Genomic DNA, 22,593 nt, shown 5'->3' with positions numbered 1-22,593 from the left:
GCTTTCACCGCTGTAGTCTTCAGCTGTTGAATAGACCGGTTCATTCCAGCCAACAAAAACCTGTTCCGTGATAGTATTGAAAACTGCCTCACGTGACTGGATGGCCCAGCTATCGACCAGAAAGCTTGGTTCAAGATCATAGATTAGACGGCCAACGTTGACCGAAGAACTGTATGGTACGAACGAATAGCGGATGCGCGCGTTCGATCCTGTCGTGGCCGTGGCGATAGTATTGTAAAAGTTCTTCATCGCCGTGCGCAACGCCTGTATGCGCGTTTCGCCTGTGCTGCCCAATTGAAAGTCCATCGACCCGGTGTTATCCAGCACCATGGTAATATCGGCGTTGCCAACACCCATCGTCGATTTGCACGTTACCGACACATCGATCGTTTCGTAGCCCAGCATGTTCATCACCGCAGTTTCGACCTTGGTCGTCGCGGTGCCGTAGACCATGTTGCCGTTGTCCGGTGAACTGGTGACGAATGTCGTGTCGGTCGCACCAATATCGTCCTGCACGAAGTTGGTGTTGAAATAGGTGGCAGCCTGCGCCTTTTCGGGGTTGCCATAACCAGCCGTCGTCACTGCACGCCGGCCGGCCAACGTGCCGGCATCACAAGCCGACTGCATGCGGTTGCGCGCCTTGTAGACGCGATTGATGTCAAGCCCGCCGCCGATCAATGCAATGATCACCGGCACGCTCACAGCGGCGATCGGCAAGACACTGCCGGCCGTGCTGGTCCGAAGACGTGATAGGAACCCTGACATTTCGCTTGGTCTGCCTTCTGGTACTGACAACTCTGCCAGAAGCGACCTACCCGGTTTCCAGAATCCTAATGTTATCTAAAATTCATTTAAATGTCATTATTTTTTAATACGCAAAGTTCCTAACGGGACATCCCGGTCCATGTTAACCGCCGCAACCTTCGTCAAAGGCTCTCCAACCGTGATTTTTCACGCTCTCGGCATGTTCGGAGTGCAGCGGCGGAGGGGCAATCTGTTTACCATATTCGGCAACCGAGAATCGCACAGGAGCCGATTGCTGAAACCACGCGCCTTCCACCGGATGCTCGCGACGCTGAAAAAATCCGACATCGCGCAAGTGCGGATCGTCCAGCACATCGCCCAGATCGCGCACTGCCTGCGCTGGAATCTGCGCCTCGTGGCACCGCCGCAACAACTCGGCCGTTGTGAACGCAGGCGTGAACCGCGCGATACCCTGATAGATCTGCGTTAGCCCAGACTTCCGCTCGTGCGGGGTGCCAAGACCGCTTCCTGCCAGAAAATCAGGTTGGTCCAGCAACGCGAACATCCTCTGCACCGCGCCATCGTCATACGTAACGATACTGATATGCCCATCTGCCGTGGGGAAAGGCTGGCGATCCGGGTCGATCTGGCGAAAATAGCCGACCGGTGCATTGGGCGGATCAAAGGTCAGGCCGCTCAGGTGTTCAAGCAGCATGAAGCTGGAAAACACTTCGAACATCGGCACTTCCACATACTGCCCCTCGCCCGTCCGCTGCTTGTGGACCACGGCAGCAAGCGTGGCATAGGCAGCGTGCAACCCCGCCACCTTGTCGGCAATGAGCGATGGCAGATAGCGCGGGGCCGGGTTGCCGTCGACGCGTGGCAACAGCGTGGTTGTCCCGGTCGCGGCCTGAATTACGTCATCATAGGCTTGCAGATCGGCATAAGGACCGTCCTGCCCAAAGCCGACGCAATGGACATAGATCAGCCCGGGATTGATCGCCTTCAAACTCTCACGATCCAGCCCGATCCGCTCAAGCGCCTTGCCCCGCACGTTGACGACAAACACATCTGCGTCACGCAGCAAACCCAGTATAACCTCGCGGTCTGCCTCGGTCTTGAGGTCCAACGCTATCGACTTCTTGCCGCGATTGAGCGCCATCCACGCCGGAGCCATGCCCGGCGTCACCGCCGCCTTGCCCGACCAACGAAACGCATCGCCTGCGCCCGGCGCTTCCACCTTGATCACATCAGCCCCAAGGTCGGCCAGAATCTGCGTGGCATATGGTCCGAACACGACCGTCGTGAGATCCACCACGCGGATGCCTTCAAGCATGACCGGCTTTTCGCTCATTCCATGATCCTCAGGCAAAGGTGAAGGTGTTGCGCTTGTCGCCCGGCACAATGTCTACCGCGCGGCCCAGCGGATCATCCGCCAGCGCCGCCGTGATAACTTCAGCCTCACGGCTCATGGCGATAAAGCGCCTGCCGCCGCTGTCAAATTCGCCGATCACGATAACCTGCTCGGCCACGCCCTTGGTATAGGTTACCGTATAAGTCCGGATGCGCCCCCTGCCCTCGGCAACCGTCGCAAGCGCCGCTTTCGGAACGGCATCCAACAAGGCCTGCACAGACGCATTCTCACACCCCGGCCATGCGCGCGGCACGGTGGAAAATACCGCCGCGCCATACTTGGATTGAAAGCCACCGTTAAGCCCGACAAAGCCAAAGCTGCCCGGCGCAGCCCGCAACCGCTCGGCCATCGTGGCAAAGGCGTGCATAGAGTAGTTGTTCCCCGCCCCGCCAAAATAGGGCAGCCCGCCCGTCACCGTCAGCCCGCGCGGATCACCCGGCGATAAGCCCAGCCCGTCAATCGCAGCATTGAACACCGGCACCGGAAAGCAGGAGTAAAAGTCGAACGCCGCGATCTGATCCGCAGTTTTGCCCGCCGTAGCAAGCGCCGAAGCAATCGCTGCATTTGCCGCCGGGTAGCCACCAATGTCTGGCCGGTCGAGGATTTCCCGCTCGTTTGCCAGTGCGGCCCCGTGCAGATAAATCCAGCGCTCTTCAGGCACGCCTGCCGCGCGCGCGGCATCCACCGACATCAACACCAGCGCCGCCGCCTGGTTCACCTGATCGCGCGACACCAGCCGTAGAGGGTAAGGGTCGGCAATCATCCGATTGCGCTCACCCGGCGTTGCAATCTCCGCTGCGCTCATCGGTGCAACTGCCGCGGAACTATAGGGATTGCGCGCCGCAACCTCGGTAAACGGTGAAAACAACCTGCCCATTTCCAGCGCATAGTCCGCCTGCGACAGCCCCAACCGCGCCCGCCGCGCATTTTCGCAAAGCGCATAGGCGGTAACCGGCGCGCGAATGCCGTGGGCTATGCTGACCGGCGAAAGCGTGCCTTCAAAGCCCATGCCTTTGTCGATCCACTCTGCACCCATGACGTCAGGATCATCGCATTCCGCCCAGTCGCGCGTTTCGCCCTTGGTCACAAGGTGGCGCACGGTAGAGATCGCCTCGCTGCCGAACATCAGCGCTGCGGGAACCTCGCCCCGGGCAATCCTTCCGCCAAGATCTGCCAGCAAAGACAGCGGCGATTGCCCGCCCACCTTCTCAAGCATCGCAACCGAAGGCACAATGCCCAGCCGCCGCGCCACCGCCAGCGGCATCCGCTCGGCCCGCCCGAATGGCACATGCATCGCGCCCGATTCCTCAAAAGTGCGGATCGCGCCCACGGCCTTGACGAATGGTGTAACTGCACCTGCCGCGCCCGTATCGCTCAATGCCGCCATCGCCGCGCGCGCAGATAACTCCGCAAATGACAGCCCCGCATAATCGGGTGCATCGATCCGTTCGACAAACTGACCGACGCCAACGATCACTGGAGTGGAATCAGACATTCAAATTTCCCCGTGCAGGCCCTCGGGCCGTCCGCGTCTGCGCCATCAATGCCCGCGCACCGGTCGACATATGCTGCCGCAAAAAGCGGCTGGCGGCGCTGGCATCGGTATAGCCTAGCCGGTGCGACAATTCGGTAAGGTTGGGCCTGCGCGCGGTGCGGAAATATTCGTCAGCGGTCTGTTTGCGCACGTCTTCCAGAATCGTCGCAAAAGTGGTGTCCCGCTCGGCCAGCCGCCGCTGCAGACTTTGCGTTGAAAGCCCTGCCAGAGTGGCCACATGCGGCAGGTTTGCGCGCCGCTCGGCCAGATTGCTGGCGACGAAGTACCGCACCTGCTGCACCAGATCGCCCGGCCACTGGCTGTCGGCCTGCGCCAGTTGCCGCTCCAGAAACTGGCGCATGTTGGGATTCCCGCGTGCCGATGGGCGGTGCAGGTCAGATTTCCGGAAAACAAGCGCGCAGCGGTCTGACTCGAATTCAATCGGGCAGCGGAACACCGCCTGATGATAGCGGTAAATGGGCGGAGCGGGATGATCCAGCTCCAACCGAATCGGCATCCACTCCTCCCCCAGCATCATGCGCGCGATGCGCAGTTGCAGCGTGAGCGTCGCTTGCAGAAACTGCGAGCCGCCGTGCCGGGCCGGGATCATCAAAACGTGCCGGATTGCGGCTTCGTGCCCGGTAACATCGATGCTTGATCGCATCGCAGCGCTTTCCAGGTGCATGTAGCGACGCGTCAGACGCGTCGCTTCGTCCAGCGTTGAGCAATGGTCCCACAACAGGCTGACGGGTCCAAAGCCGCGCACATTGCACCACATTGCGAAAGCCACACCAAGGTCGGGCCTGCCCGACGCGATCGATGCCACCTGCAGCACATCGACATGCGCGCTGGCCGGCAGCCACTCGGCATCGCGTGCCTGTTCGACGTATTCGAAAAGCTCCGGCGGGCACATGTTGCGCAAATCAAGCCCAGCCATCTCCGCAAAACGGGTGAACTGCCGCATGGCGCTGGCATGGCCGAGACCGGTCTCTGAATCGTTCATGATGTGATTTGACAATACTGCGACATAATCCGTCAAGATCAATTAATCGATTAAACGCACAATGCCTCCGTGGCCTGCTGCTGTCCAGTCCCGGACGCAATCAGGGCAATCCGGCACAAGCCGCTCACAAGGGCGGCAACGGCCAGCATAAGCCGCGCACAAGCGCGGCAACGGTCAGCCGGAAAAGGTCAACGCTTTCGCGGTGGGCGGCAAGTTCCAGTATATGAACGGCCGCGCGCGCACCAACATTGCGTTCTTCTACTATGACCTGTCCGATTTGCAGATCGCGCAGTTCATCAGGCTGCTGTTTACGGTGCTCAATGCGCTGTCGGCCAAAGATTATGGCGTCGAGATCGAGAACATGTTCCAACTGACCGATGCCTTGACGCTAGGCCTCGATGGAACGTGGATTCCCCACGCGCGATATGGCGCCGATGCCCGGATCGACCCGGTGCTGTCAGACTCGCGCTTCCGCTTCACGCCGAAGTTTGCTGGCAATGCCACGCTCAACCTTGATCAGCCGCTGGGCGATAACCTGAACCTGCTCGCGCGTGTGCAGGCCCAGTACACCAGCCGTCAGCTGATCAGCACCGCCACCCGCGATGAGCAAGGCCCGGTCACGCTGGTCAACGCCAACCTTAGCTTCAGGCTGCCACAAACCGGTGTGCTGATCGAATGCTGGGTGCAGAACCTGTTCGATAAAACCTGGTTCAGCCAGTCCTTCCCCACCCCGCTGCAAACGGGGGACCGCAACGCTTATCCCGGCTCTCCGCGAACATATGGCATCCGGGTTCGCGCCACGTTCTAACGCATCATGGCAGACGCCGGGCTGGCAACCCGGCGTTCTGCAAACCACGGCCCGATGCGCCGCACCGCTTCGTCCACCAGCGGCGTTGAAACCGCAAAGCTGAAGCGGATGAAGTGCCTGCCGTTCACCGGATCAAAGTCGATCCCCGGCGCGGTGGCGACACCCGTATCGCGCAGCAACGCTTCGCACAGGGCAAGGCTGTCGTCGGTGAACTCGCTCGCGTCGGCATAGATATAGAACGCCCCATCCGGCGGCGCGATGCGGCCCAACCCCATCGGCGGCAATGCCTCAAGCAGGATTGCACGGTTGCGGGCATAGGTTTCCACGTGCCCGTCCAGTTCGTCGCGGCATTCGAAGGCCATCAGGCCCGCCTTTTGCGCCAAGACTGGCGGCGTCAGGAACAGGCTTCCCATCCGCGCCCGCGCCGCGTCGATCAGAGCCGGCGGCACCACCAGCCAGCCCAGCCGCCACCCAGCCATGCTGAAGTACTTGGAGAATGAATTGACGATCACTGCATCGGGCAGGAACTCAAGCATTGAAGCCGCCTTCGCGCCGTAGCTGAGGCCGTGGTAGATCTCATCCGAGACAACTTTGATGCCCTTGCGGCGACAAACCTCGGCGATTGCGGCCAGTTCGTCGGGCGCAATGACCGTGCCGGTAGGATTGGCAGGGCTTGCCACAATCAGCCCCTCGGGCACCGGGTCAAGCGCATCAAGCGCCGCCGCCGTCACCTGAAACCGCTCATCCGGCCCACATTCCATCTCGACCGGCTCAAGGTACAGCGCCTTCAAAGTGTTGCGATAAGCCACATATCCGGGCCGGGCCAAGGCCACCCGCGCGCCGGGCCTGAACAGGCACGAAAGCGCCATGACAAACGCCGGAGACGCCCCGCAGGTCAGGATCACCTGTTCACGCTCAACGCCCACGCCGTAATTTTCGCCATAGCTCTGCGCGATGCGATCCTTCAGCGGAACGCTCTCCCAATACCCCATTGCCTCGCTGTCCAGCACCTCATGCGCCAGCGCGATGGACCTTGCGGGCGCACCGGTGGAAGGCTGGCCGAACTCCATGTGGATCACGCTGGCCCCAGCCGCCTCCATATCGTGCGCAAGGCGGCTGACGGCGATGGCGTAAAAAGGTTCGACTTCTGCAATCATGACGCGGTGCTAGTTGCCGCCGAAACAAGTTGCAAGTCCGCCCCGCGCCCCGTTACCCTGCCCGGCGATGCAGCGCCTGAAACTCAAGATCCAGCTCTTCTGCGGCAATGAAATCGCGATGGGTCCGGGCAAGGCCGACCTGCTCGATGCCATCGTCCACGAAGGCTCGATCTCCGCCGCCGCCCGCAAAATGGACATGAGCTACCGCCGCGCATGGCTGCTGGTAGACGCCATGAACCGCTGCTGGCGCGAACCGCTGGTCGAAACCTCGCCCGGCAGCGCCAAGGGCGGCGGTGCGAAAGTGACCGCGTTCGGTCAGGCGGTGCTTGGGCACTACCGTGGCTTGCAGGCAAAGCTGCAAGGGACATCCGATTGCCCGGATCACGTTGCACTAGGCGCTGCGCTGCTGGCAGAGCCGAGGGTTAGCCAGAAGGCCTAACGTCCAACCGGCCCTTTCCACAGCACGCCATCTTTCATCACCAGCGCCACCTTGCGGATCGCCGAAATGTCGGTCAGCGGGTTGCCCTCAACCGCCACCAGATCGGCGAGCATCCCCGCCTTCACCGTCCCCAGCCGATCACCCAGCCCAAACATCTTGGCGTTGCCCGATGTCGCGGCGATGGCCACGTCTGCAGGTGCCATCCCGCCCTTCACCATCAATTCAGCCTCGCGCGCGTTATCGCCGTGGGCATAGACGCCAACGTCGCCACCCATGCAAATCGCCACACCCGCCTTGCGCGCCTTGGCCAGAGCGTCAAAACCCTCCTGCACGCCTTTCGGCATCGGAACCGCCCCGTTCCACCCACGATAGCGCGCAATCGCATCGCCAGCCGCCAGCGTTGGGCAGAAGCCGACGCCTTTGGCCTTCATCGCGGCAAAAACCTCGGGCGTGCCTTCATCGCCATGCTCGATCGTATCCACACCCGCCGCCACCGCGCGCCGCATCCCTTCCGCCGTGCTGGCGTGCGCCACAACCTGCCGCCCCGCGCTGTGCGCCGCTTCGACCGCCGCTTTCAATTCACCCTCGGTAAAAGTCGGACGGCTCGGCTCGCCCGGTCCCCAGCGGTAGTCGGCGTAGAGCTTGATCAAATCGGCACCCGCACCGATCTGCCGCCGCACCGCGTTCACCAGTTCCGGCCCGCCCGCTTCCTCCGCCCCCAAAGGCACCCCCACGCCCGGCTCAAACCCGCGCGGGCCATAGGCACCCGGCGCAACAATCGCGCGCGTCGCCACCAACATGCGCGGCCCCGGCACGATTCCCTGCTCTATCGCGTGTTTCAGCCCCACGTCGGCATAGCCTGCTCCCTCGGTGCCAAGGTCGCGCACCGTGGTAAATCCCGCCATCAGCGTGACGCGCGCATGGACGGTCGCCCGCGCCGTGCGCAAAGCGAGCGATTCATGCAGAACCTGATCGTCCCATGGCGTTTCGTTGTAGGGATGGAGGAACAGGTGCGAGTGCCCCTCGATCATGCCGGGCATAAGCGTTGTGCCGGGCAACGCGATCACCGAAGCTTCGGGCGGCACAGCAACATCCGGTCCCGCCGCCTCAATCCGGTTGCCGCGCACCAACACGGCCCAGCCTCGGCGTAGTACTGCCGTCTCGCCATCGAACACCGCGTCCGGGCGCAGCAGTGTCAGCGCTTGCTCCTCGGCAGCAATCGACGGGACAGCGAAAGTGGCAAGCGCGAGTGCGATGATCCGGCGTAACAGCGGCATAAGCCTTCCTTTCGGTCAGCCTCAGACCATAGACGCTGAAATCTACCCCACAACTCCCGGCTCAGCCTTTGTGATCAGGCCAAGAGATTGGTAGGAATCAGCAGCTGGCGGCTTCGTCGCTGCGCAGTTCGGCCAGTTGCGCATCGGTGCGCGGCAACACGCCGATGCCGCATACGGTGCGCCGGTCAAGATCGGCCACTACCGTTTCCGGGCTAGTGCGCATCAAAGTACGCAAGTGCTGCACACGCAGCACTGCCATCGCAACGCCCAGCGTGGAGACCGCAACCGAAAGGCGCCACATCTGAAATTCGCCGCTCTCGACCGTCGAAAGAAACTCGGCAAAGCATAGCCACACCGCAACAGCGCCAAGCAGTTCGGTTGCCCGCTGGCGAGGCGCAGCCAGCAAAATCGAACAGGTCAGCAAGAACGATCCGATGCCTGAAGACACCGGCGTCAACAAGTCGCTAACGTAGCCAAAGCCAAGCGCGAGTGCAGTGGCGATCGCAACCACACGCGCTTTGCGCGAGATCTGGTCGGGTGTCAGCTTGTCTAAAGGGCTTTGCATGATGCTTTGGATATGAGCCAGCACCTCAACAATTCGTTACGTAGCATCACTTACTGCCAGACCGCTCCGATAATCTGAATGATTACAAGCCAAAGCCCGGTCGACAATGCCAGCGGCATTCCAAGGCGCATCCAGCCGGGAGCCTTGCGTCGGGGCGAATCACCCTCATCCGCACCGGGTTGAAGCCGGACAAGTTCACGTTGCAGCGCGTGGACGGGTGACTCAATCGGAGCCGCCTCGTCGTCGGCAAGACGCAGCGCGCTGCCTTCGGGCACCGGCCCGTGGGATTCCAGCAAGTGCGGCAATTGGGACAAAGCGGGTGTTCGGGACATGGCTTCGCGTCTTGCATGAGCATTGATGACCCCGCTTTGCCCGGAAATCCTCAACACATTCGGCCAGACTGCCTAAGCAGTATCGCCTATCACCCCCGCTGCGCCCGCTCCAGTGGCTCTCCCCGCACTGGATACCCCAGGTTGTCGGGGATCATCAGCCAGGGCTGACCGTCGTGCTGCTCCATGAACGGACTGATCGTGGCCACCGGCGTTGCCTGCGCATGGACGCGCGTTTCCTCAAAACTGGCAAACTGGGCCAGACGCTCAAGATTGCGGCGCGTGGGGAAGATGATCTTGATTTTGCCTTGCTCTGCCAGATCAAGCGCGCCTTTGGCACTGGCCCAGAACATGTGCCGGTTCTCGGTCGCGTCCACTTCGATATCCACCGCCCCGGTGCCCAGATCGGCAAGATAGAAGCGGGTGTCGAAAATTCTTTCAGTTCGGTGCTTTGGCCACCACCGCGCAAACGGCACCAGCCGCTCCGGCGCCAATGTCCAGCCATAGGCGTCCAGCACGCTGGCCAGATCGCCCACCGAAATCAGCATACGCCGCGCCTCAGCCGCGATCGCACCATCAACCGCGCCATCGATGCCCACAACCAGTCCGGTTTCCTCCAGCGTTTCGCGCACCGCAGCAACCCGCGCCGCCAGATCGCCACGGTCGGCATCCGGCCCGGCGATGCGCGCAGCCAGTTCGCAATCGGCGGGATCGACCTTGCCCCCCGGAAAAACCGTTGCTCCACCTGCAAACATCAGACTGGCATTGCGCTCCACCATCAATATCTGCGCAGGCCCACCTTCGGGGTCACGCCTGAAAATGACGATCGTTGCAGCCGGGACCGTCTTGGCCAGCCAGTTCTCCGGCTCAATATCATGCGTTTCCATCACACGCCTATCATGATCCAGCGCGCACCGGTTGCCAAGCCCGGCACTTATGTCGGATGAACTTACAACTGGCGGCAAACGGATTGGGCCAAAATTACGAAAATCTCATGTTATTAGTCACTTGACTCTTCTGGCACGATGCCTGCATTATCTCTCGTGTCCCGAAGAGTAGTTCTTCTCGAGGCGGAGCCAGTCCCCCCGGTCTCCCATGGCTCCGCCTCTCCCGGGACTTTCCCAAAGATCACAGACAAAAAAGACGCGACCGGCATTTTGCCGACCGCGCCCTGATCTTGCCGAAGGCGGCAGAACCCTGCCGCCAGAAATTCGTGTGCCTCAGGCAGCCTTGACGCCTGAATCTTCCATCACTTGCTGCAGTTCGCCTGCTTGGAACATCTCCATCATGATGTCCGATCCGCCGACGAATTCACCCTTCACGTAAAGCTGCGGGATCGTCGGCCAGTCCGAAAAGGCCTTGATGCCCTGTCGCACTTCCATGTCCTGCAGAACGTCAACGGTGGCATATTCCACGCCCAGATGTTCAAGTATCGCAATCGCCTTGCTGGAAAAGCCGCACTGCGGGAACAGTGGCGTGCCCTTCATGAACAGGACGACGTCATTGCCATTGACGATTTCGGAGATGCGCTGATCGGTCGACATGGGGAAGGGTTTCCTTTCCGCCCTCAATTGGGAACGGCAGTGGTCAGTTGCAAGGCGTGAAGCTCGCCGCCCATACGCCCGCCAAGCGCTTCGTAGACGAGCTTGTGCTGCTTTACACGCGGTATACCGGCAAACGAGGCCGAAACCACGCGCGCAGCATAATGATCGCCGTCACCCGCCAGATCGGTGATCTCCACCTCTGCATCGGGCAAGGCCGCGCGGATCATTGCCTCAATATCGGCAGCGGGCATCGCCATCAGGGTTCACCCATCAACTGGCGGCGCGCATCGACAGACTTGGCGTCGAGCGCGGTGCGGATTTCCGCTTCATCCGTTTCGATGCCTGCCGACGTAAGATCGCCCAGCAGCTTGCGGACCACGTCTTCGTCACCGGCTTCTTCGAAATCAGCTTGCACCACCGACTTGGCGTAGGCCTCTGTCTCGGCCGCATCCAGCCCCATCCGTTCAGCCGCCCACACGCCCAGCAGACGATTGCGCCGGGCGTGGACGCGGAACATCATTTCCTCGTCGCGGGCGAACTTGGCCTCGAAAGCCTTCTCGCGGTCGTCGAAAGTGGTCATGGTGCATGGAATCCTTGTTGATTGCCTTGATCAGCCGATAATCAGCAGAACGCCGCGCCGCAAGGGACCACAAAAAGAAACGTAATGCGAGTCCTTCTCAAATCCGTCCGCGTCGGATGTCAACCAGCACCCCACCCTGAGCGTTCACCTCGCAGGTAAAATTGTCACCGTTGCGCAGTGTGCCCGACACGCGGTAGCCGTCACCGTTGCGGGTCGCGTCATAGATTTCATCGATTTCATCCCTGCGCGACGCTTCCGTCACGCAATTGTCTACGGCGCCATCAAGCCCGCGCGTCACACTGCCGCGCGAATCCTGCCCTCCCTGTCCGCTGCCCTGCCAATCCTGCACGCGGCCTTCGCTGCGCCACTCGTCCTGACGCGGCGGCTGATAGCGATAGCCGTCATCCTGCGGCAAATTGTCGCGCGGGATGGTGCGCTGGTTGCGATTGGCATTGCTGGCAGCGCTGGCAATCGCCGCAATACCACCAATGATCAGGATACCGGCCAGCACATCGCCGCCATCAACCCCACGATCACGGTGCCACCCGCGCCCACCCCAGCCGCCGCCATTCCAACCGGGCCGCGCCTCTGCGGCCAATGGCAAAAGCGCGGTCGCCACACCGGCGGCGGTCATTGCGATCCTTGAAAAGCGTCCTGCCATGAATAATTCCCTTCCCGTCCTGTCACCGGGCTAGGCGGTTCAGGCTTTCCGATGCCTGAACCGCCCGCCCCTGTAAGCGCTCATCAATCAAAGGCCACGAATGCCGCTGTAATCGAGGTCGACAACCCGCCCGCGCTCGATCCTGCACTTGAACGAGCCGCTATCATAGCCGCGCAGCGAGGTGTTCCAGCCGCGATAGTCGTTGTTCCAGCCCCGGCCATAGCGGGCATCGCCATTGCGCCAGTCGCGCCCCTGCGAATTTACCGCAATCCGCCCGCGCACTTCATAGCCATTGCGCGTGTTGCGCACGTCACGAATGTCGGTCACGTCGGCCCGGCCATAGCTTGCCCGTCCTGCATTGCGCTCTGCTGCACGCACGCACTGCTCAACAGCCACGCGCGGATCGACGCGGCCAAACCGGCCATCGTTCCAACCATCGCGACCCGGAGAATCCCGGCGCCAATCGTTGCCGCCATAGCCGATGCGGTCATAGCTGTAGCGATCGCTGTTGTTGCTGCTGGCCGCCGCTGCAATCGCGGCAATGCCGCCGATCACCAGTGCACCGGCAATAATGTCACCGCCATCGATCCCGCCGCGATTGTCGCGCGCGATTGCCGGGGTGGCTGAAGACACCGCAACCGCAGCGGCGGCAACGGTTCCGACGAGGGCCTTGGAGAATGTCTTCATGGCTTCGATCCTTCATCCGTGACGGGCCAATCCCGCCACAGATGCAGGTTTGCCTGATTCGGCGTGAGATCGTGCTGAACCGGCATGACAGCGATTGTTCAGAAAACTGCGCACTTATATGAACAGCGTCAGTCGCCCTCCGGCCGGTTGGGCAACCCGGTCCAATAGGCCAGAAACGCCAGAACATCGGCCCCGCTGCCAATCACCTTGTCCACCGGCTTGCCCGCGCCATGTCCCGTGCGCGGCTCCACTCGCAACAGATGCGGCCTATCGCCAATCTGAGCGGTCTGCAGCGCTGCGACATATTTGAAGCTGTGCGCCGGCACCACGCGGTCATCGTTCTCGCCCGTGGTCACAAGGATCGCGGGATAATCGGTGCCACCCGCAATGTTGTGATAAGGCGAATAGCTGCGCAGCGTGCGCCAGTCTTCCTCGCGGTCAGGGCGGCCATAATCGTCCACCCAGAACCGGCCAGAGGTGAACCGATCGAACCGCAGCATGTCCATCACGCCGACATCGGGATTGGCCGCCGCAAACAGATCGGGCCGCTGGTTCACCACCGCACCCACCAGCAAACCGCCGTTGGACGATCCCTGCACCGCCAGCCCGCCCTTGGCGGCAATGCCTTCAGAGATCAGGTATTCACCCGCCGCGATGAAATCATCGAAACTGTTCTGCTTCTTGTCGCGCCGCCCGGCCTCGTGCCACGCCTTGCCGAACTCACCCCCACCGCGAATGTTGGCCAGCGCAAAGGCCCCGCCCGCCTCCAGCCACGCCATCCGCACCGGCGAATAGCCCGGCGTCAGCGAGATATCGAACCCGCCATAGCCATAGAGCAGCGTCGGCAGCGGCTTGCCCGCCTGCGCCAGCGACCGCTTGCGCACCACATAGAGTGGCACCTTGGTCCCGTCCTTCGACGCGAATTCGCGCTGCTCCACGCTGTAGTCCGCAGGGTCGAAGCTCATCTTCGGCACCGCAAACGGCGTCACCGCGCCGCTGCGCAGGTCCATGCGATAGATCGCAGGCGGCATGTTGAAGCTGGTGAATTGGTAAAACGTCTCGGCATCGCCGGGCCTGCCGCCAAAGCCGCTGGCGGTGCCAATGCCGTTCAGCGTGATGGCCGTGCCTGGCTGCCCCTTGCGGTCGGTCATCACCGCAACGCTCTGGCCATCCTTCAGATAGGACAGCAGGAACCGGTCACCGATCATCCGCGCGCCTTCCAGCGTGTTGCCACGTTCGGGCACAACCACTTTCCAGCCCAGCTTGGGCCGCGTCAGATCAATGCTCACCAGATGGAAATTCGCCGCACCCCGGTCGGTCAGAAACCACAGCTTGTTGCCTATGCCAGCGACAAGCTTCCAGTGGTCGGCAATCTCGGGCACCAGCGCCTCGGCTTTCCACACGCCATTCCGGCGCGCGTCCAGCTGGATCAGATGCACGGCATTGCGCCGGTCGGTGCTGACCTCGCTGACGATCACCGCCCAGCGCCCGTCGGCGGTCACTTGCGCCTTGTGGCTCCACTCGGGATGCTCGGGCGTGGCGTGGACAAGTTCATCGCTCTCCTGCCCGCTGCCCATGCGATGGAACCACACCGCCTTGTCATAGCGCGGCGCGCGAGGATCTTGACCGGCTTTCGGCTCGGGAAAGCGCGAATAGAGAAAGCCCTCATCGCCGATCCACGCAATCTCGGTATCATTGGCCCAGCGCACCGGCTCGCCCAGCACGTTACCCGTGCTGACTTCCACCACACGCAAAGTGCGCCAGTCGCTCCCCGCCTCCTGCTCGGCGAAGGCCACGTACTTGCCGCTCGGCGAAGGCTCCCACTGCGCCAGCGCCAGCGTGCTGTCTGCGCTCCACGTATTGGGGTCGAGCAGCAACCTCTGCTTGCCCGCCACGCCACTGCGCACCCACAGCGCCGACTGGTTCTGCAAGCCACTGTTGCGCGTGTAGAAATACCGGCTCCCCGCCTTGCGCGGCAGGCCATAGCGTTCGTAATCGAACAGGCTGCGGATGCGCGCCGCAAACTTGTCGCGCTGCGGCAGTTTGGCCAGATAGTCCGCCGAAAGCGCATTCTGCTGCGCCATCCACCCCGCCACTTGGGGCTCACTGCGCGGATCGGCCTCAAGCCAGCGATAGGGATCGGCCACGCGCTGGCCAAATACCTGCTCGACCAGCCCATCGTCACGCGTTTCAGGATAGGCACCGCGCGGCAGAACCAGACGGTTCGGCACGGCAGGCTTCTGCGCGGCACCTGTCGTGATCGCGACCGATACCGCAGCAGGCAGCGCCGTGGCAGCATCCGCCCCATCATTCGCACGCGCGGCCCCCGACGCGAAAAGCGCCGTCGCGGCAAGCGCGCCCGCAAGGCGCACACCTTTCCTGTCCTGCTCCCACATCATTGTTGTCAGTCTTTTAGCACACTCGCCCAATCATGGGGAGATGGCTTGAATGCCTATCAGTCCTTCGGCTTAAGGCCCGTCCAGTGCGCCAAAAACGCAAAAACGTCTGCCGTCTCCTCGATCTGCTTCGAAACCGGCTTGCCCGATCCATGCCCGGCGCGCGTCTCAATGCGGATCAGCTGCGGCTTCGGCCCCAGCCCGGCAGCCTGCAATGCGGCGGCATATTTGAAGCTGTGCCCCGGGACCACACGGTCATCGGTATCCGCCGTCGTCACCAGCACCGCCGGATAGGGCGTACCCTGCCTGACATTGTGATAAGGCGAATAGGCCCGCAGCACGCGCCAGTCGGCCTCGACAGCAGGTGTGCCGTAATCGTCGGTCCAGTACCGGCCAGCAGTGAAGCGATCGAAGCGCAGCATGTCCATCACGCCCACCGCAGGATGCGCCGCCGCAAACAGATCGGGCCGCTGGTTCACCACCGCGCCCACCAGCAAACCGCCGTTCGATCCGCCTTCCACGGCAAGGCCCGTCTTGGGCGTCACGCCCTTGGCGATCAGCCATTCGCCCGCGCTGATGAAATCGTCGAACACGTTCTGCTTGCGCGCGCGCCGTCCGGCATCATGCCACGCATCGCCATATTCGCCGCCCCCGCGCAGGTTCGCCACGGCATAGGCCCCGCCGCTCTCCAGCCACGCCATCCGCGCCGCCGAGAACGAGGGCGGCAGCGAGATGTTGAAGCCGCCGTAGCCGTAAAGGATCGTCGGCACCGGCCCCTTGGCGTCCTTGCGCTTCACCACGAACATCGGGATCTTGGTCCCGTCCTTCGAAGGATAGAACACCTGCTCAACCGCATAGGCATCGGGATCGAACTTCAGCGGCACCTTCTGCCACACCGCAGACTTGGCGGTCTTGGCATCGAAGCTGTAGACCGTGCCCGGCGTGGTGAAGCTGGTGAACCCGAAGTAACCTGTATCATGCCCCGGCTTCCCCGAAAGCCCCGCCAGCGACCCGACACCCGGCAGCGCCAGTTCACCCAGCGGCTGGCCATCGAGCGTGAAGGTCTTCACCTGCGACTTCACATCGCGCAGATACTCCACGAACAGCTTGTCCCCGATGATCCGCGCGCCTTCAAGGTTCGCATCGCTCTGTTCCACGATGGTCGTGAACACCGGCTCCGCGCCGGACAGGTCCACCTTCACCACCTTCTTCAGCGGCGCGTCCTTGCTGCTGATGAACCACAGCGTATCGCCAATGCCCTCGATCAGATCCCACTGCGCGGTCATGTCAGGGATCAGCGCCTTGGTGCCCCACTCCCCCTTGCCGATCGGTGCGATGAACACGGCGGCCAGCGGATCGGTGCCTTCGTGGCTGGTGACGACCATCCACCGCGCATCGCTCGTCACTTGCGCGACATGGCCCCATTTGGGCTTGTCGAGCGTGGCAAAGATCGGGCGGTCGGCTGACTGCGGCGTGCCCAGCTTGTGATACCACACCGTCTGGTTGTAATTCAGCGCCTGAAACGCCTCACCCTCCTTGGGCGCCTCGAACCGCGAATAGAGCACGCCGTCGGTGCCGACCCAGGCAATTGCGCTGAATTTCACCCATTTCAGCTCGTCGGCCAGCGCCTTGCCATCCGCGGCGCTGACGAACTTCATCATCCGCCAGTCAGAGCCGCCATCCTGCACGGTATAAGCCAGCGTCGCGCCATCGGGCGAAGGCTCCCACGCATCGAGCGCGGTCGCACCGTCCTTCGCCCAAGCGCTGGGATCAAGCAGCACACGGCCTTCGGGCGAGGCTTTGTCGCGCACGATCAGCTGTGCCTGATTCATCAGCCCGGAGTTGTAGGTGTGGAACAGCCGCCCACCCTCTTCATGCGGCACGCCGAAGCGGGCGTAGTCGAACAGCCCCTTCAGCTTGGCCTCAAAGCCTGCACGCTCGGGCAGAGCCTTGAGGTAGGCGTCGGTGAACTTGCTCTGCCCGTCCACCCACGCGGCCACCTTGGGATCGACGCGCACATCGGCTTCGAGCCAGCGGTAGGGATCGGCGACCTGCTCACCGAACGCAGGTTCGACCACGGTGCCACGCTCGGTTTGCGGATAGGTCATTGCAGGCTCAGCAGCCACGGCGGGCACGACGAAGGCAAGCGCCGAGGCGGCGGCGAGGAGGTGACGGTGCAAGGTCATGGGGGGCTTTCGGCTGAGTCATTTCGGTTGCCGGTGAAACTAGGGATGGTTCAGCCAGATGCAAGCGAGCCTGAACAGGTTTACACTGTTTACACGGTCCTGAGGAACAACGAAAAACGGGCGGAGCATCAAGCCCCGCCCGTTGATCTTGTCCGGCGAACCGAAGCGCGAAAGTTACGCGGCTTCGTATTCGTCTTCGTCAGCGGTCATCACCGGACCCGAATCCTGGCCCTTGGCCGAGACGTCGCGGTCAACCAGTTCGATCACGGCAATCGGTGCAGCGTCCGAAGCGCGGTAGCCGGCCTTGATGATGCGGGTATAGCCACCGTCGCGGTCCGAATAGCGCTCGGCCAGAACCGAGAACAGCTTCTGGAGCTGCGCATCGTCAAGCAGACGGGCGTGGGCGAGTCGACGGTTCGAAAGACCGCCCTTCTTGCCCAGCGTGATCAGCTTTTCCACGTAAGGACGCAGTTCGCGGGCCTTTGGCGTGGTAGTGGTGATCTGCTCGTGCTTGATCAGCGCGGCTGCCATGTTGCGCAGCATCGCGATGCGGTGAGCCGAAGTACGACCCAGCTTACGCTGGCCGAGTTTATGACGCATGGTATTGCCTTTCCGTTCGTAGGGGGGCCGTGCGAGGTACCCCGATCCAGGCAGCTGTTGCGGGTTGCTGCCAATTCACCCTTATGCCTCCCGAGGAGACATATTCTTAAAGCGCTGATCCCCCGCGAAGGCGGGGGCCTCAGGCCGTGTAGCGCTCTTCTGCCTGAGGCCCCCGCCTTCGCGGGGGCGCCAAGCTTGAAGCGAAGGCTTAACCCAGCAGCTCTTGTTCGAGCTTCTTGGCCATTTCTTCGATGTTTTCCGGCGGCCAGCCGGGGATGTCCATGCCGAGGCGCAGGCCCATCGACGAGAGGACTTCCTTGATCTCGTTGAGCGACTTGCGGCCGAAGTTCGGCGTGCGCAGCATCTCGGCTTCGGTCTTCTGGACCAGATCGCCGATGTAGATGATGTTGTCGTTCTTGAGGCAGTTGGCCGAGCGGACCGAGAGTTCCAACTCGTCCACCTTCTTGAGAAGGTAACGGTTGAGCTGGTTCGCGTCGCTTTCTTCCGGTGCATGGGCAGCAACGCCTGCAACCGAAGGAACGTGGCCGACCGGCATCTGATCGTCGAAGTGGACGAACAGCGCCAGCTGGTCCTGAAGGATGCGCGCGGCATAGGCCACGGCGTCTTCCGGCGTCACGGTGCCATCGGTTTCGACCGTCAGGTTGAGCTTGTCGTAGTCAAGCTCCTGACCGATGCGGGCGTTATCAACCTTGTAAGAGACCTGACGGACCGGCGAATAGAGCGAGTCAACCGGGATCAGACCGATCGGAGCGTCTACCGGGCGGTTCGACACGGCAGGGACATAGCCCTTACCCATATCGACCGTCAGTTCCATGTTGAAGGTCGCGCCTTCATCGAGATTGCAGATCACGAGATCCTTGTTGAGGACTTCGATATCGCCGGTGACAGCAATGTCGCCAGCCTTGACCTCGCCCGGGCCAGTGGCCGAAAGCTGCAGACGCTTGGGGCCTTCGCCCTGCATCTTGAGGGCAATCTGCTTCACGTTGAGCACGATGTCGGTCACGTCTTCACGAACGCCGGCAAGCGACGAGAATTCGTGGAGCACGTTCTCGATCTTGATCGAGGTAACCGCTGCGCCCTGCAGCGAAGACAACAGCACGCGACGCAGCGCGTTGCCGAGGGTGAGACCAAAGCCACGCTCCAGCGGTTCGGCGACGAATGTCGCACGGCGCTTGGCATCGTTGCCCGATTTGATCTCGAGATTGTTGGGCTTCTTCAGTTCCTGCCAGTTCTTGATGTTGACAGTCATGGAATTCCCCTGGGGTTTGTGCGGGCTTTTGCCGGTTGCCGGGCGAAATTGCCCGGCTCCGGTCGAAGTATTGGGCAGCAGGGGCGCCGGTACCTGCGCCCTTGCCACCTAAGCAGGATCAGACGCGACGACGCTTCGACGGACGAACGCCGTTGTGCGGGATCGGGGTCACATCACGGATCGCCGTGATGGTGAAGCCAACCGCCTGAAGCGCGCGCAGTGCGCTTTCGCGGCCCGAACCGGGGCCCTTGACCTCGACTTCGAGGGTGCGGACGCCGTGTTCGGCAGCCTTCTTGCCGGCATCGTCTGCAGCAACCTGTGCGGCATACGGGGTCGACTTGCGGCTACCCTTGAAGCCCATCATGCCGGCGGACGACCAAGAAATGGCGTTGCCCTGGGCATCGGTGATGGTGATCATGGTGTTGTTGAAGCTGGCGTTTACGTGCGCAACACCACTGGTGATGTTCTTGCGCTCGCGGCGCTTAATGCGCTGAGGTTCGCGTGCCATTTAATCTATCCTCGAGAAACTGTAGACGGAAGAAAGCCCTTGCAGGTCTTACTTCTTCTTGCCGGCGATCGGCTTGGCCTTACCCTTGCGGGTACGGGCGTTGGTGTGCGTGCGCTGACCGCGGACCGGCAGGCCCTTGCGGTGACGCAGGCCACGATAGCAGGCGAGGTCCATCAAACGCTTGATGTTCATTGCCACTTCGCGGCGAAGATCGCCTTCCACAGTGTGATCGGCATCGATCGCTTCGCGGATCTGAAGCACTTCAGCGTCCGAGAGATCCTGAACGCGGCGGGCATGATCGATGCCAAGCTTGTCAGCAATCTGCTTCGCCTTGTGAGCGCCGATACCATGAATGTAGGTCAGCGCGATGATAACGCGCTTGTTGGTGGGGATATTTACCCCGGCAATACGAGCCACTTGCTTCTCCGTTTGCTCCACAGGACGAACGAATCACGTTCGACGCCCTATCTCATCGCTAAAACTCACTCGGGAAATCCCGGAAAACCTGCGATTTCCAAGGCCTTGACCCTGAATGCGCAGACTATGCCCGGAAATGAGTGAAAGGCGCGATTAGGCGGTTTCAACCGCAACGTCAACCGCTCGACAGACAGAAACAAAGGACGGCGCGCCACAACCCGGCGCGGTCCTGCTCCATATCGGACTGATCATACCGCAGATCGTGCGCAAGGTCAAAAGTCATTGCGCGGGAACGACGCGGCCAGCGTTGCATTGCGCCAGCAAACGTATTAGATTTTGTATTCTAAAATAGCGAACGGGAGAGTGGGCATGTCAAAAGTCAAAATGCCAGCTTTGGTACGGCTCGGGTTGATCGCGCTGTTGACGCTGCCACTGGTCGCGTTCCACGGGTTCGTCGGCTGGCACAAGGCATGTTCCTCACACGCCGAACTGGTGCTCCACACCGCATGGACCGCGCATCTGCCGGAAATGCTGGGCAAGGTGATCGGCTGGCTGGAAATGGGTCTGACCATAGCTTTGCTGGCCGCATTGCTCCGCCCTCGCCTCGCGCGCGTGGGCGCAGTCGCCTGCGCCGCCTTCGTGGTGCTTGAGGCCATTTCGCTGCTGACCCATCAAGTCATGGGCGATGGCGCTCCGGCCTTGCAGAACGTGGTCTCCATCCTTGTTACCGCCCTTCTTGGTTGGCTCTATGCACAGCGGGCGGCAGCCGCTAGGTGATTGCCCGTCCGGCCTGAAAAATGCCGGATTTCCGCACTGTTGACCGGAACCAATGTCACACTTGCGGATAGGGGCATCCTATGGCTCACGACATCACCCTTTCCGTCCGGCTCGATTATACCATGCGCGAACGCGCGCCCGTGCTCATGCAGATCGAAGCGGCGAGCCTTCCGGGGCAGGAAGTGCGGGAAACGTCGCTGGTGCTGACGCCACCCGGACCGATGCGCGCCATCGCCGCGCATGACAATGTGGGGGAGCGGATCTGGCTGGAGCCGGTGGACGGCTTCACAGTGGCCTATGATGCAAGGGTGACGGTCACCCGTCAGGCCTCTGTGCTGGCCGCGCTCATGGCCGATCCCCTGCCCCTGCTGCCCGCTGGCGTGGTCGAATACCTGCTGCCCTCGCGCTATTGCCCGGTCGATACGCTGCACGTGACCGCGATGGACCAGTTTGGCGGCATGAGCGGCGGGATGATGGTCTCCTCGGTCACCGAATGGATCGCGGGGCACCTCACCTATGTCTCGGGCGCCAGCCACGGCGCGACGACGGCGCTCGACACGTTCCTTTCTCGCGAGGGCGTGTGCCGTGATTATGCGCACCTGCTGATCGCGCTGGTGCGCGGCCTCGGCATTCCTGCCCGCATGGTCAGCGCCTATGCACCGGGCGTGACCCCGCCCGATTTTCACGCGCTGGCCGAAGTCTGGCTGCAAGGCGGCTGGCATCTGGTCGACGCCACCGGCATGGCCGACCCGGCCAAGACCGTGGTGATCGGCGTCGGGCGCGATGCGGCGGACGTGGCGTTTCTGACGATCTTTGGCGGGGCTGAGCTGAATGCGCAGTCGGTGGGGGTGGGGTTGGTTGAGTAGCGGGAAGGAAGCACGATCAAAGTGAACCCACGCGCCACCCCCAAAAAACCTCGTCGCCCCGTGCTCGACACGGGGCTTGGCTTCTGTTGCAATCTAGGGCTCGATTTGGGGATTTATGCACGTGTCACCGTAACCCTTAGCATAGTCAGCGTCAGAGGAGTTTAGTTTAACACCTCGACCATAACCGCGATTGCAAGAATCCATCGACAACATGGCGAAAAACAGATCGCGATTCACTTCTTTTCCCCTACCTGAAAAGTAGCTTTGCTAAGATTATTTTCCAAATTGCGAGATTTATTTATCAATGACCCATCTAACATTTTGTCATGGTAATTATTTAGCCACTTGAGCCGCATATCAATCCCCACCGTCACAGCCTCATCAGTTGCCTGGATTGCGATGCGCCTCAGCCGCACACCCGGCCCGAATATTGCAGCCAGATTGTCCGGATCGATTTGCATGGCAGTTTTCGGATCATTTGAAGCTTGGAACGTCACCAGCATGGGATACTGCAAAGCGTGCCCGCGTTTTTGATCCTCGTGATCCCCAAGATTTCCGGGATAAGGCGGCCGTGGCCAAATCTGTACAACGCGAGCCTTAGGCGTCCCAATCTGGATGTAAGGTCCCTCAGGCTCCCCAACCCAAATGCCCTCTCGGTCAGCCACACGTTTCGCGTAATCAACATCGCCGTTGGCACCGGTCAACAACGCAAACAGTGTTCTGCCACCGCCTAAATCCACGGCCACCGCTTCGCCGCGCAGCTTGATCTGCGGACGGCTTTCACCGAGCGGAAAGCCGCTTCGATCACGAAACTCCAACTCCCGCACCGCA

At 61.7% G+C, this 22,593-nt stretch carries 24 protein-coding genes and 1 pseudogene; 4 read left to right on the top strand and 21 right to left on the bottom strand.

Annotated features, from left to right (window positions below; genetic code table 11):
- The 4 genes from Q8R81_RS08295 to Q8R81_RS08280 all read right to left on the bottom strand — a co-directional run.
- A partial coding sequence (locus Q8R81_RS08295; protein ID WP_305616959.1) for a pilus assembly protein occupies positions 1-765 on the bottom strand: 765 nt, incomplete at its 3' end.
- 142 nt (positions 766-907) lie between these two features.
- Entirely contained in the window at positions 908-2,098 is a 1,191-nt protein-coding gene (locus Q8R81_RS08290; RefSeq protein WP_305616958.1) for a CaiB/BaiF CoA-transferase family protein, read from the bottom strand.
- Positions 2,099-2,108: 10 nt separating this feature from the next.
- Positions 2,109-3,653: an acetyl-CoA acetyltransferase gene (locus tag Q8R81_RS08285; protein WP_305616957.1), complete on the bottom strand. Its 1,545-nt coding sequence runs from the start codon at positions 3,651-3,653 to the stop codon at positions 2,109-2,111.
- Positions 3,646-4,695, bottom strand: coding sequence for an AraC family transcriptional regulator ligand-binding domain-containing protein (locus Q8R81_RS08280; RefSeq protein ID WP_305616956.1), 1,050 nt, complete (start codon positions 4,693-4,695; stop codon positions 3,646-3,648). The genes Q8R81_RS08285 and Q8R81_RS08280 overlap by 8 nt, the downstream gene beginning before the upstream one ends.
- A 187-nt stretch (positions 4,696-4,882) precedes the next feature.
- Here Q8R81_RS08280 and Q8R81_RS08275 point away from each other — a divergent pair.
- Positions 4,883-5,503: pseudogene (locus Q8R81_RS08275) on the top strand (TonB-dependent receptor domain-containing protein); the annotation flags it as partial.
- On the opposite strand, the gene Q8R81_RS08270 reads toward Q8R81_RS08275, so the two are convergent.
- Positions 5,500-6,660 carry an aminotransferase class I/II-fold pyridoxal phosphate-dependent enzyme gene (locus tag Q8R81_RS08270; protein WP_305616955.1) on the bottom strand — a complete coding sequence of 387 codons (1,161 nt, stop codon included), beginning with the start codon at positions 6,658-6,660 and terminating at the stop codon, positions 5,500-5,502. The pseudogene Q8R81_RS08275 and the gene Q8R81_RS08270 sit on opposite strands and share 4 nt — an antisense overlap.
- A gap of 67 nt (positions 6,661-6,727) precedes the next feature.
- Between Q8R81_RS08270 and Q8R81_RS08265 the strand changes: the two genes are divergently transcribed.
- A complete protein-coding gene (locus Q8R81_RS08265; protein ID WP_305616954.1) occupies positions 6,728-7,099 on the top strand; it encodes a winged helix-turn-helix domain-containing protein in 372 nt (123 codons plus the stop codon).
- Here the strand turns inward: Q8R81_RS08265 and Q8R81_RS08260 are convergent.
- The 15 genes from Q8R81_RS08260 to rpsM form a co-directional block, all read right to left on the bottom strand.
- The gene (locus tag Q8R81_RS08260; protein ID WP_305616953.1) at positions 7,096-8,376 is read right to left on the bottom strand and encodes an amidohydrolase family protein; all 1,281 of its coding nucleotides are present in this window, start codon (positions 8,374-8,376) and stop codon (positions 7,096-7,098) included. The two genes, Q8R81_RS08265 and Q8R81_RS08260, sit on opposite strands and share 4 nt — an antisense overlap.
- Positions 8,377-8,473: 97 nt before the next feature.
- Positions 8,474-8,941 carry a hypothetical protein gene (locus tag Q8R81_RS08255; protein ID WP_305616952.1) on the bottom strand — a complete coding sequence of 156 codons (468 nt, stop codon included), beginning with the start codon at positions 8,939-8,941 and terminating at the stop codon, positions 8,474-8,476.
- 50 nt (positions 8,942-8,991) lie between these two features.
- Positions 8,992-9,273, bottom strand: coding sequence for a hypothetical protein (locus Q8R81_RS08250; protein ID WP_305616951.1), 282 nt, complete (start codon positions 9,271-9,273; stop codon positions 8,992-8,994).
- 89 nt (positions 9,274-9,362) lie between these two features.
- Positions 9,363-10,157, bottom strand: a complete 795-nt coding sequence (locus Q8R81_RS08245; RefSeq protein WP_305616950.1) for an NUDIX domain-containing protein — start codon at positions 10,155-10,157, stop codon at positions 9,363-9,365.
- A gap of 333 nt (positions 10,158-10,490) precedes the next feature.
- Positions 10,491-10,814 carry a Grx4 family monothiol glutaredoxin gene (grxD, locus tag Q8R81_RS08240; RefSeq protein ID WP_305616949.1) on the bottom strand — a complete coding sequence of 108 codons (324 nt, stop codon included), beginning with the start codon at positions 10,812-10,814 and terminating at the stop codon, positions 10,491-10,493.
- 23 nt (positions 10,815-10,837) lie between these two features.
- A complete protein-coding gene (locus Q8R81_RS08235) occupies positions 10,838-11,071 on the bottom strand; it encodes a BolA family protein (RefSeq protein ID WP_305616948.1) in 234 nt (77 codons plus the stop codon).
- The gene (locus tag Q8R81_RS08230) at positions 11,071-11,394 is read right to left on the bottom strand and encodes a DUF1476 domain-containing protein (protein WP_292621304.1); all 324 of its coding nucleotides are present in this window, start codon (positions 11,392-11,394) and stop codon (positions 11,071-11,073) included. The genes Q8R81_RS08235 and Q8R81_RS08230 overlap by 1 nt, the downstream gene beginning before the upstream one ends.
- Positions 11,395-11,491: 97 nt before the next feature.
- On the bottom strand, positions 11,492-12,028 hold the full coding sequence (locus Q8R81_RS08225) for a hypothetical protein (RefSeq protein WP_305616947.1): 537 nt from the start codon (positions 12,026-12,028) through the stop codon (positions 11,492-11,494).
- 114 nt (positions 12,029-12,142) lie between these two features.
- Positions 12,143-12,742 carry a hypothetical protein gene (locus Q8R81_RS08220; protein ID WP_305616946.1) on the bottom strand — a complete coding sequence of 200 codons (600 nt, stop codon included), beginning with the start codon at positions 12,740-12,742 and terminating at the stop codon, positions 12,143-12,145.
- A gap of 128 nt (positions 12,743-12,870) precedes the next feature.
- Positions 12,871-15,141 (bottom strand): prolyl oligopeptidase family protein, encoded by a 2,271-nt coding sequence (locus tag Q8R81_RS08215; protein ID WP_305616945.1) that lies wholly within the window; start codon positions 15,139-15,141, stop codon positions 12,871-12,873.
- Between the two features lie 56 nt (positions 15,142-15,197).
- A complete protein-coding gene (locus Q8R81_RS08210; protein ID WP_305616944.1) occupies positions 15,198-17,324 on the bottom strand; it encodes a prolyl oligopeptidase family protein in 2,127 nt (708 codons plus the stop codon).
- Between the two features lie 174 nt (positions 17,325-17,498).
- Positions 17,499-17,924 (bottom strand): 50S ribosomal protein L17, encoded by a 426-nt coding sequence (gene rplQ / locus Q8R81_RS08205; RefSeq protein WP_305616943.1) that lies wholly within the window; start codon positions 17,922-17,924, stop codon positions 17,499-17,501.
- 208 nt (positions 17,925-18,132) lie between these two features.
- Positions 18,133-19,194 carry a DNA-directed RNA polymerase subunit alpha gene (locus Q8R81_RS08200; RefSeq protein ID WP_305616942.1) on the bottom strand — a complete coding sequence of 354 codons (1,062 nt, stop codon included), beginning with the start codon at positions 19,192-19,194 and terminating at the stop codon, positions 18,133-18,135.
- Between the two features lie 118 nt (positions 19,195-19,312).
- Positions 19,313-19,702, bottom strand: a complete 390-nt coding sequence (rpsK, locus tag Q8R81_RS08195; RefSeq protein ID WP_008065643.1) for a 30S ribosomal protein S11 — start codon at positions 19,700-19,702, stop codon at positions 19,313-19,315.
- Positions 19,703-19,750: 48 nt separating this feature from the next.
- Positions 19,751-20,119, bottom strand: a complete 369-nt coding sequence (gene rpsM / locus Q8R81_RS08190) for a 30S ribosomal protein S13 (RefSeq protein ID WP_292625769.1) — start codon at positions 20,117-20,119, stop codon at positions 19,751-19,753.
- 369 nt (positions 20,120-20,488) lie between these two features.
- Between rpsM and Q8R81_RS08185 the strand changes: the two genes are divergently transcribed.
- Positions 20,489-20,896 (top strand): hypothetical protein, encoded by a 408-nt coding sequence (locus Q8R81_RS08185; RefSeq protein ID WP_305616941.1) that lies wholly within the window; start codon positions 20,489-20,491, stop codon positions 20,894-20,896.
- Positions 20,897-20,976: 80 nt separating this feature from the next.
- Positions 20,977-21,762: a transglutaminase family protein gene (locus tag Q8R81_RS08180; RefSeq protein WP_305616940.1), complete on the top strand. Its 786-nt coding sequence runs from the start codon at positions 20,977-20,979 to the stop codon at positions 21,760-21,762.
- 233 nt (positions 21,763-21,995) lie between these two features.
- On the opposite strand, the gene Q8R81_RS08175 is transcribed toward Q8R81_RS08180, so the two are convergent.
- Positions 21,996-22,593: hypothetical protein (locus tag Q8R81_RS08175; protein ID WP_305616939.1), on the bottom strand; the 598-nt coding region annotated here is incomplete at its 5' end.

The sequence above is a fragment of the Novosphingobium sp. genome, from assembly GCF_030696665.1.
In the GTDB taxonomy this organism is placed as follows: Bacteria; Pseudomonadota; Alphaproteobacteria; order Sphingomonadales; family Sphingomonadaceae; genus Novosphingobium.
Note: the sequence above shows the minus strand (reverse complement) of the source record. Positions and strands in the feature narration are given on the sequence as shown.

Bases quoted from the DNA above. Each gene is read 5' to 3' on its own strand.
- Q8R81_RS08220 (WP_305616946.1), bottom strand. From the start codon at position 12,742: ATGAAGACATTCTCCAAGGCCCTCGTCGGAACCGTTGCCGCCGCTGCG.
- Q8R81_RS08215 (WP_305616945.1), bottom strand. From the start codon at position 15,141: ATGATGTGGGAGCAGGACAGGAAAGGTGTGCGCCTTGCGGGCGCGCTT.
- Q8R81_RS08290 (WP_305616958.1), bottom strand. From the start codon at position 2,098: ATGAGCGAAAAGCCGGTCATGCTTGAAGGCATCCGCGTGGTGGATCTC.
- Q8R81_RS08235 (WP_305616948.1), bottom strand. From the start codon at position 11,071: ATGGCGATGCCCGCTGCCGATATTGAGGCAATGATCCGCGCGGCCTTG.
- Q8R81_RS08265 (WP_305616954.1), top strand. From the start codon at position 6,728: ATGCAGCGCCTGAAACTCAAGATCCAGCTCTTCTGCGGCAATGAAATC.
- Q8R81_RS08180 (WP_305616940.1), top strand. From the start codon at position 20,977: ATGGCTCACGACATCACCCTTTCCGTCCGGCTCGATTATACCATGCGC.
- Q8R81_RS08230 (WP_292621304.1), bottom strand. From the start codon at position 11,394: ATGACCACTTTCGACGACCGCGAGAAGGCTTTCGAGGCCAAGTTCGCC.
- Q8R81_RS08200 (WP_305616942.1), bottom strand. From the start codon at position 19,194: ATGACTGTCAACATCAAGAACTGGCAGGAACTGAAGAAGCCCAACAAT.
- Q8R81_RS08210 (WP_305616944.1), bottom strand. From the start codon at position 17,324: ATGACCTTGCACCGTCACCTCCTCGCCGCCGCCTCGGCGCTTGCCTTC.
- grxD (WP_305616949.1), bottom strand. From the start codon at position 10,814: ATGTCGACCGATCAGCGCATCTCCGAAATCGTCAATGGCAATGACGTC.
- Q8R81_RS08255 (WP_305616952.1), bottom strand. From the start codon at position 8,941: ATGCAAAGCCCTTTAGACAAGCTGACACCCGACCAGATCTCGCGCAAA.
- Q8R81_RS08270 (WP_305616955.1), bottom strand. From the start codon at position 6,660: ATGATTGCAGAAGTCGAACCTTTTTACGCCATCGCCGTCAGCCGCCTT.
- Q8R81_RS08185 (WP_305616941.1), top strand. From the start codon at position 20,489: ATGTCAAAAGTCAAAATGCCAGCTTTGGTACGGCTCGGGTTGATCGCG.
- Q8R81_RS08250 (WP_305616951.1), bottom strand. From the start codon at position 9,273: ATGTCCCGAACACCCGCTTTGTCCCAATTGCCGCACTTGCTGGAATCC.
- Q8R81_RS08285 (WP_305616957.1), bottom strand. From the start codon at position 3,653: ATGTCTGATTCCACTCCAGTGATCGTTGGCGTCGGTCAGTTTGTCGAA.
- rpsK (WP_008065643.1), bottom strand. From the start codon at position 19,702: ATGGCACGCGAACCTCAGCGCATTAAGCGCCGCGAGCGCAAGAACATC.
- Q8R81_RS08260 (WP_305616953.1), bottom strand. From the start codon at position 8,376: ATGCCGCTGTTACGCCGGATCATCGCACTCGCGCTTGCCACTTTCGCT.
- Q8R81_RS08245 (WP_305616950.1), bottom strand. From the start codon at position 10,157: ATGGAAACGCATGATATTGAGCCGGAGAACTGGCTGGCCAAGACGGTC.
- rplQ (WP_305616943.1), bottom strand. From the start codon at position 17,924: ATGCGTCATAAACTCGGCCAGCGTAAGCTGGGTCGTACTTCGGCTCAC.
- Q8R81_RS08225 (WP_305616947.1), bottom strand. From the start codon at position 12,028: ATGACCGCCGCCGGTGTGGCGACCGCGCTTTTGCCATTGGCCGCAGAG.
- Q8R81_RS08280 (WP_305616956.1), bottom strand. From the start codon at position 4,695: ATGAACGATTCAGAGACCGGTCTCGGCCATGCCAGCGCCATGCGGCAG.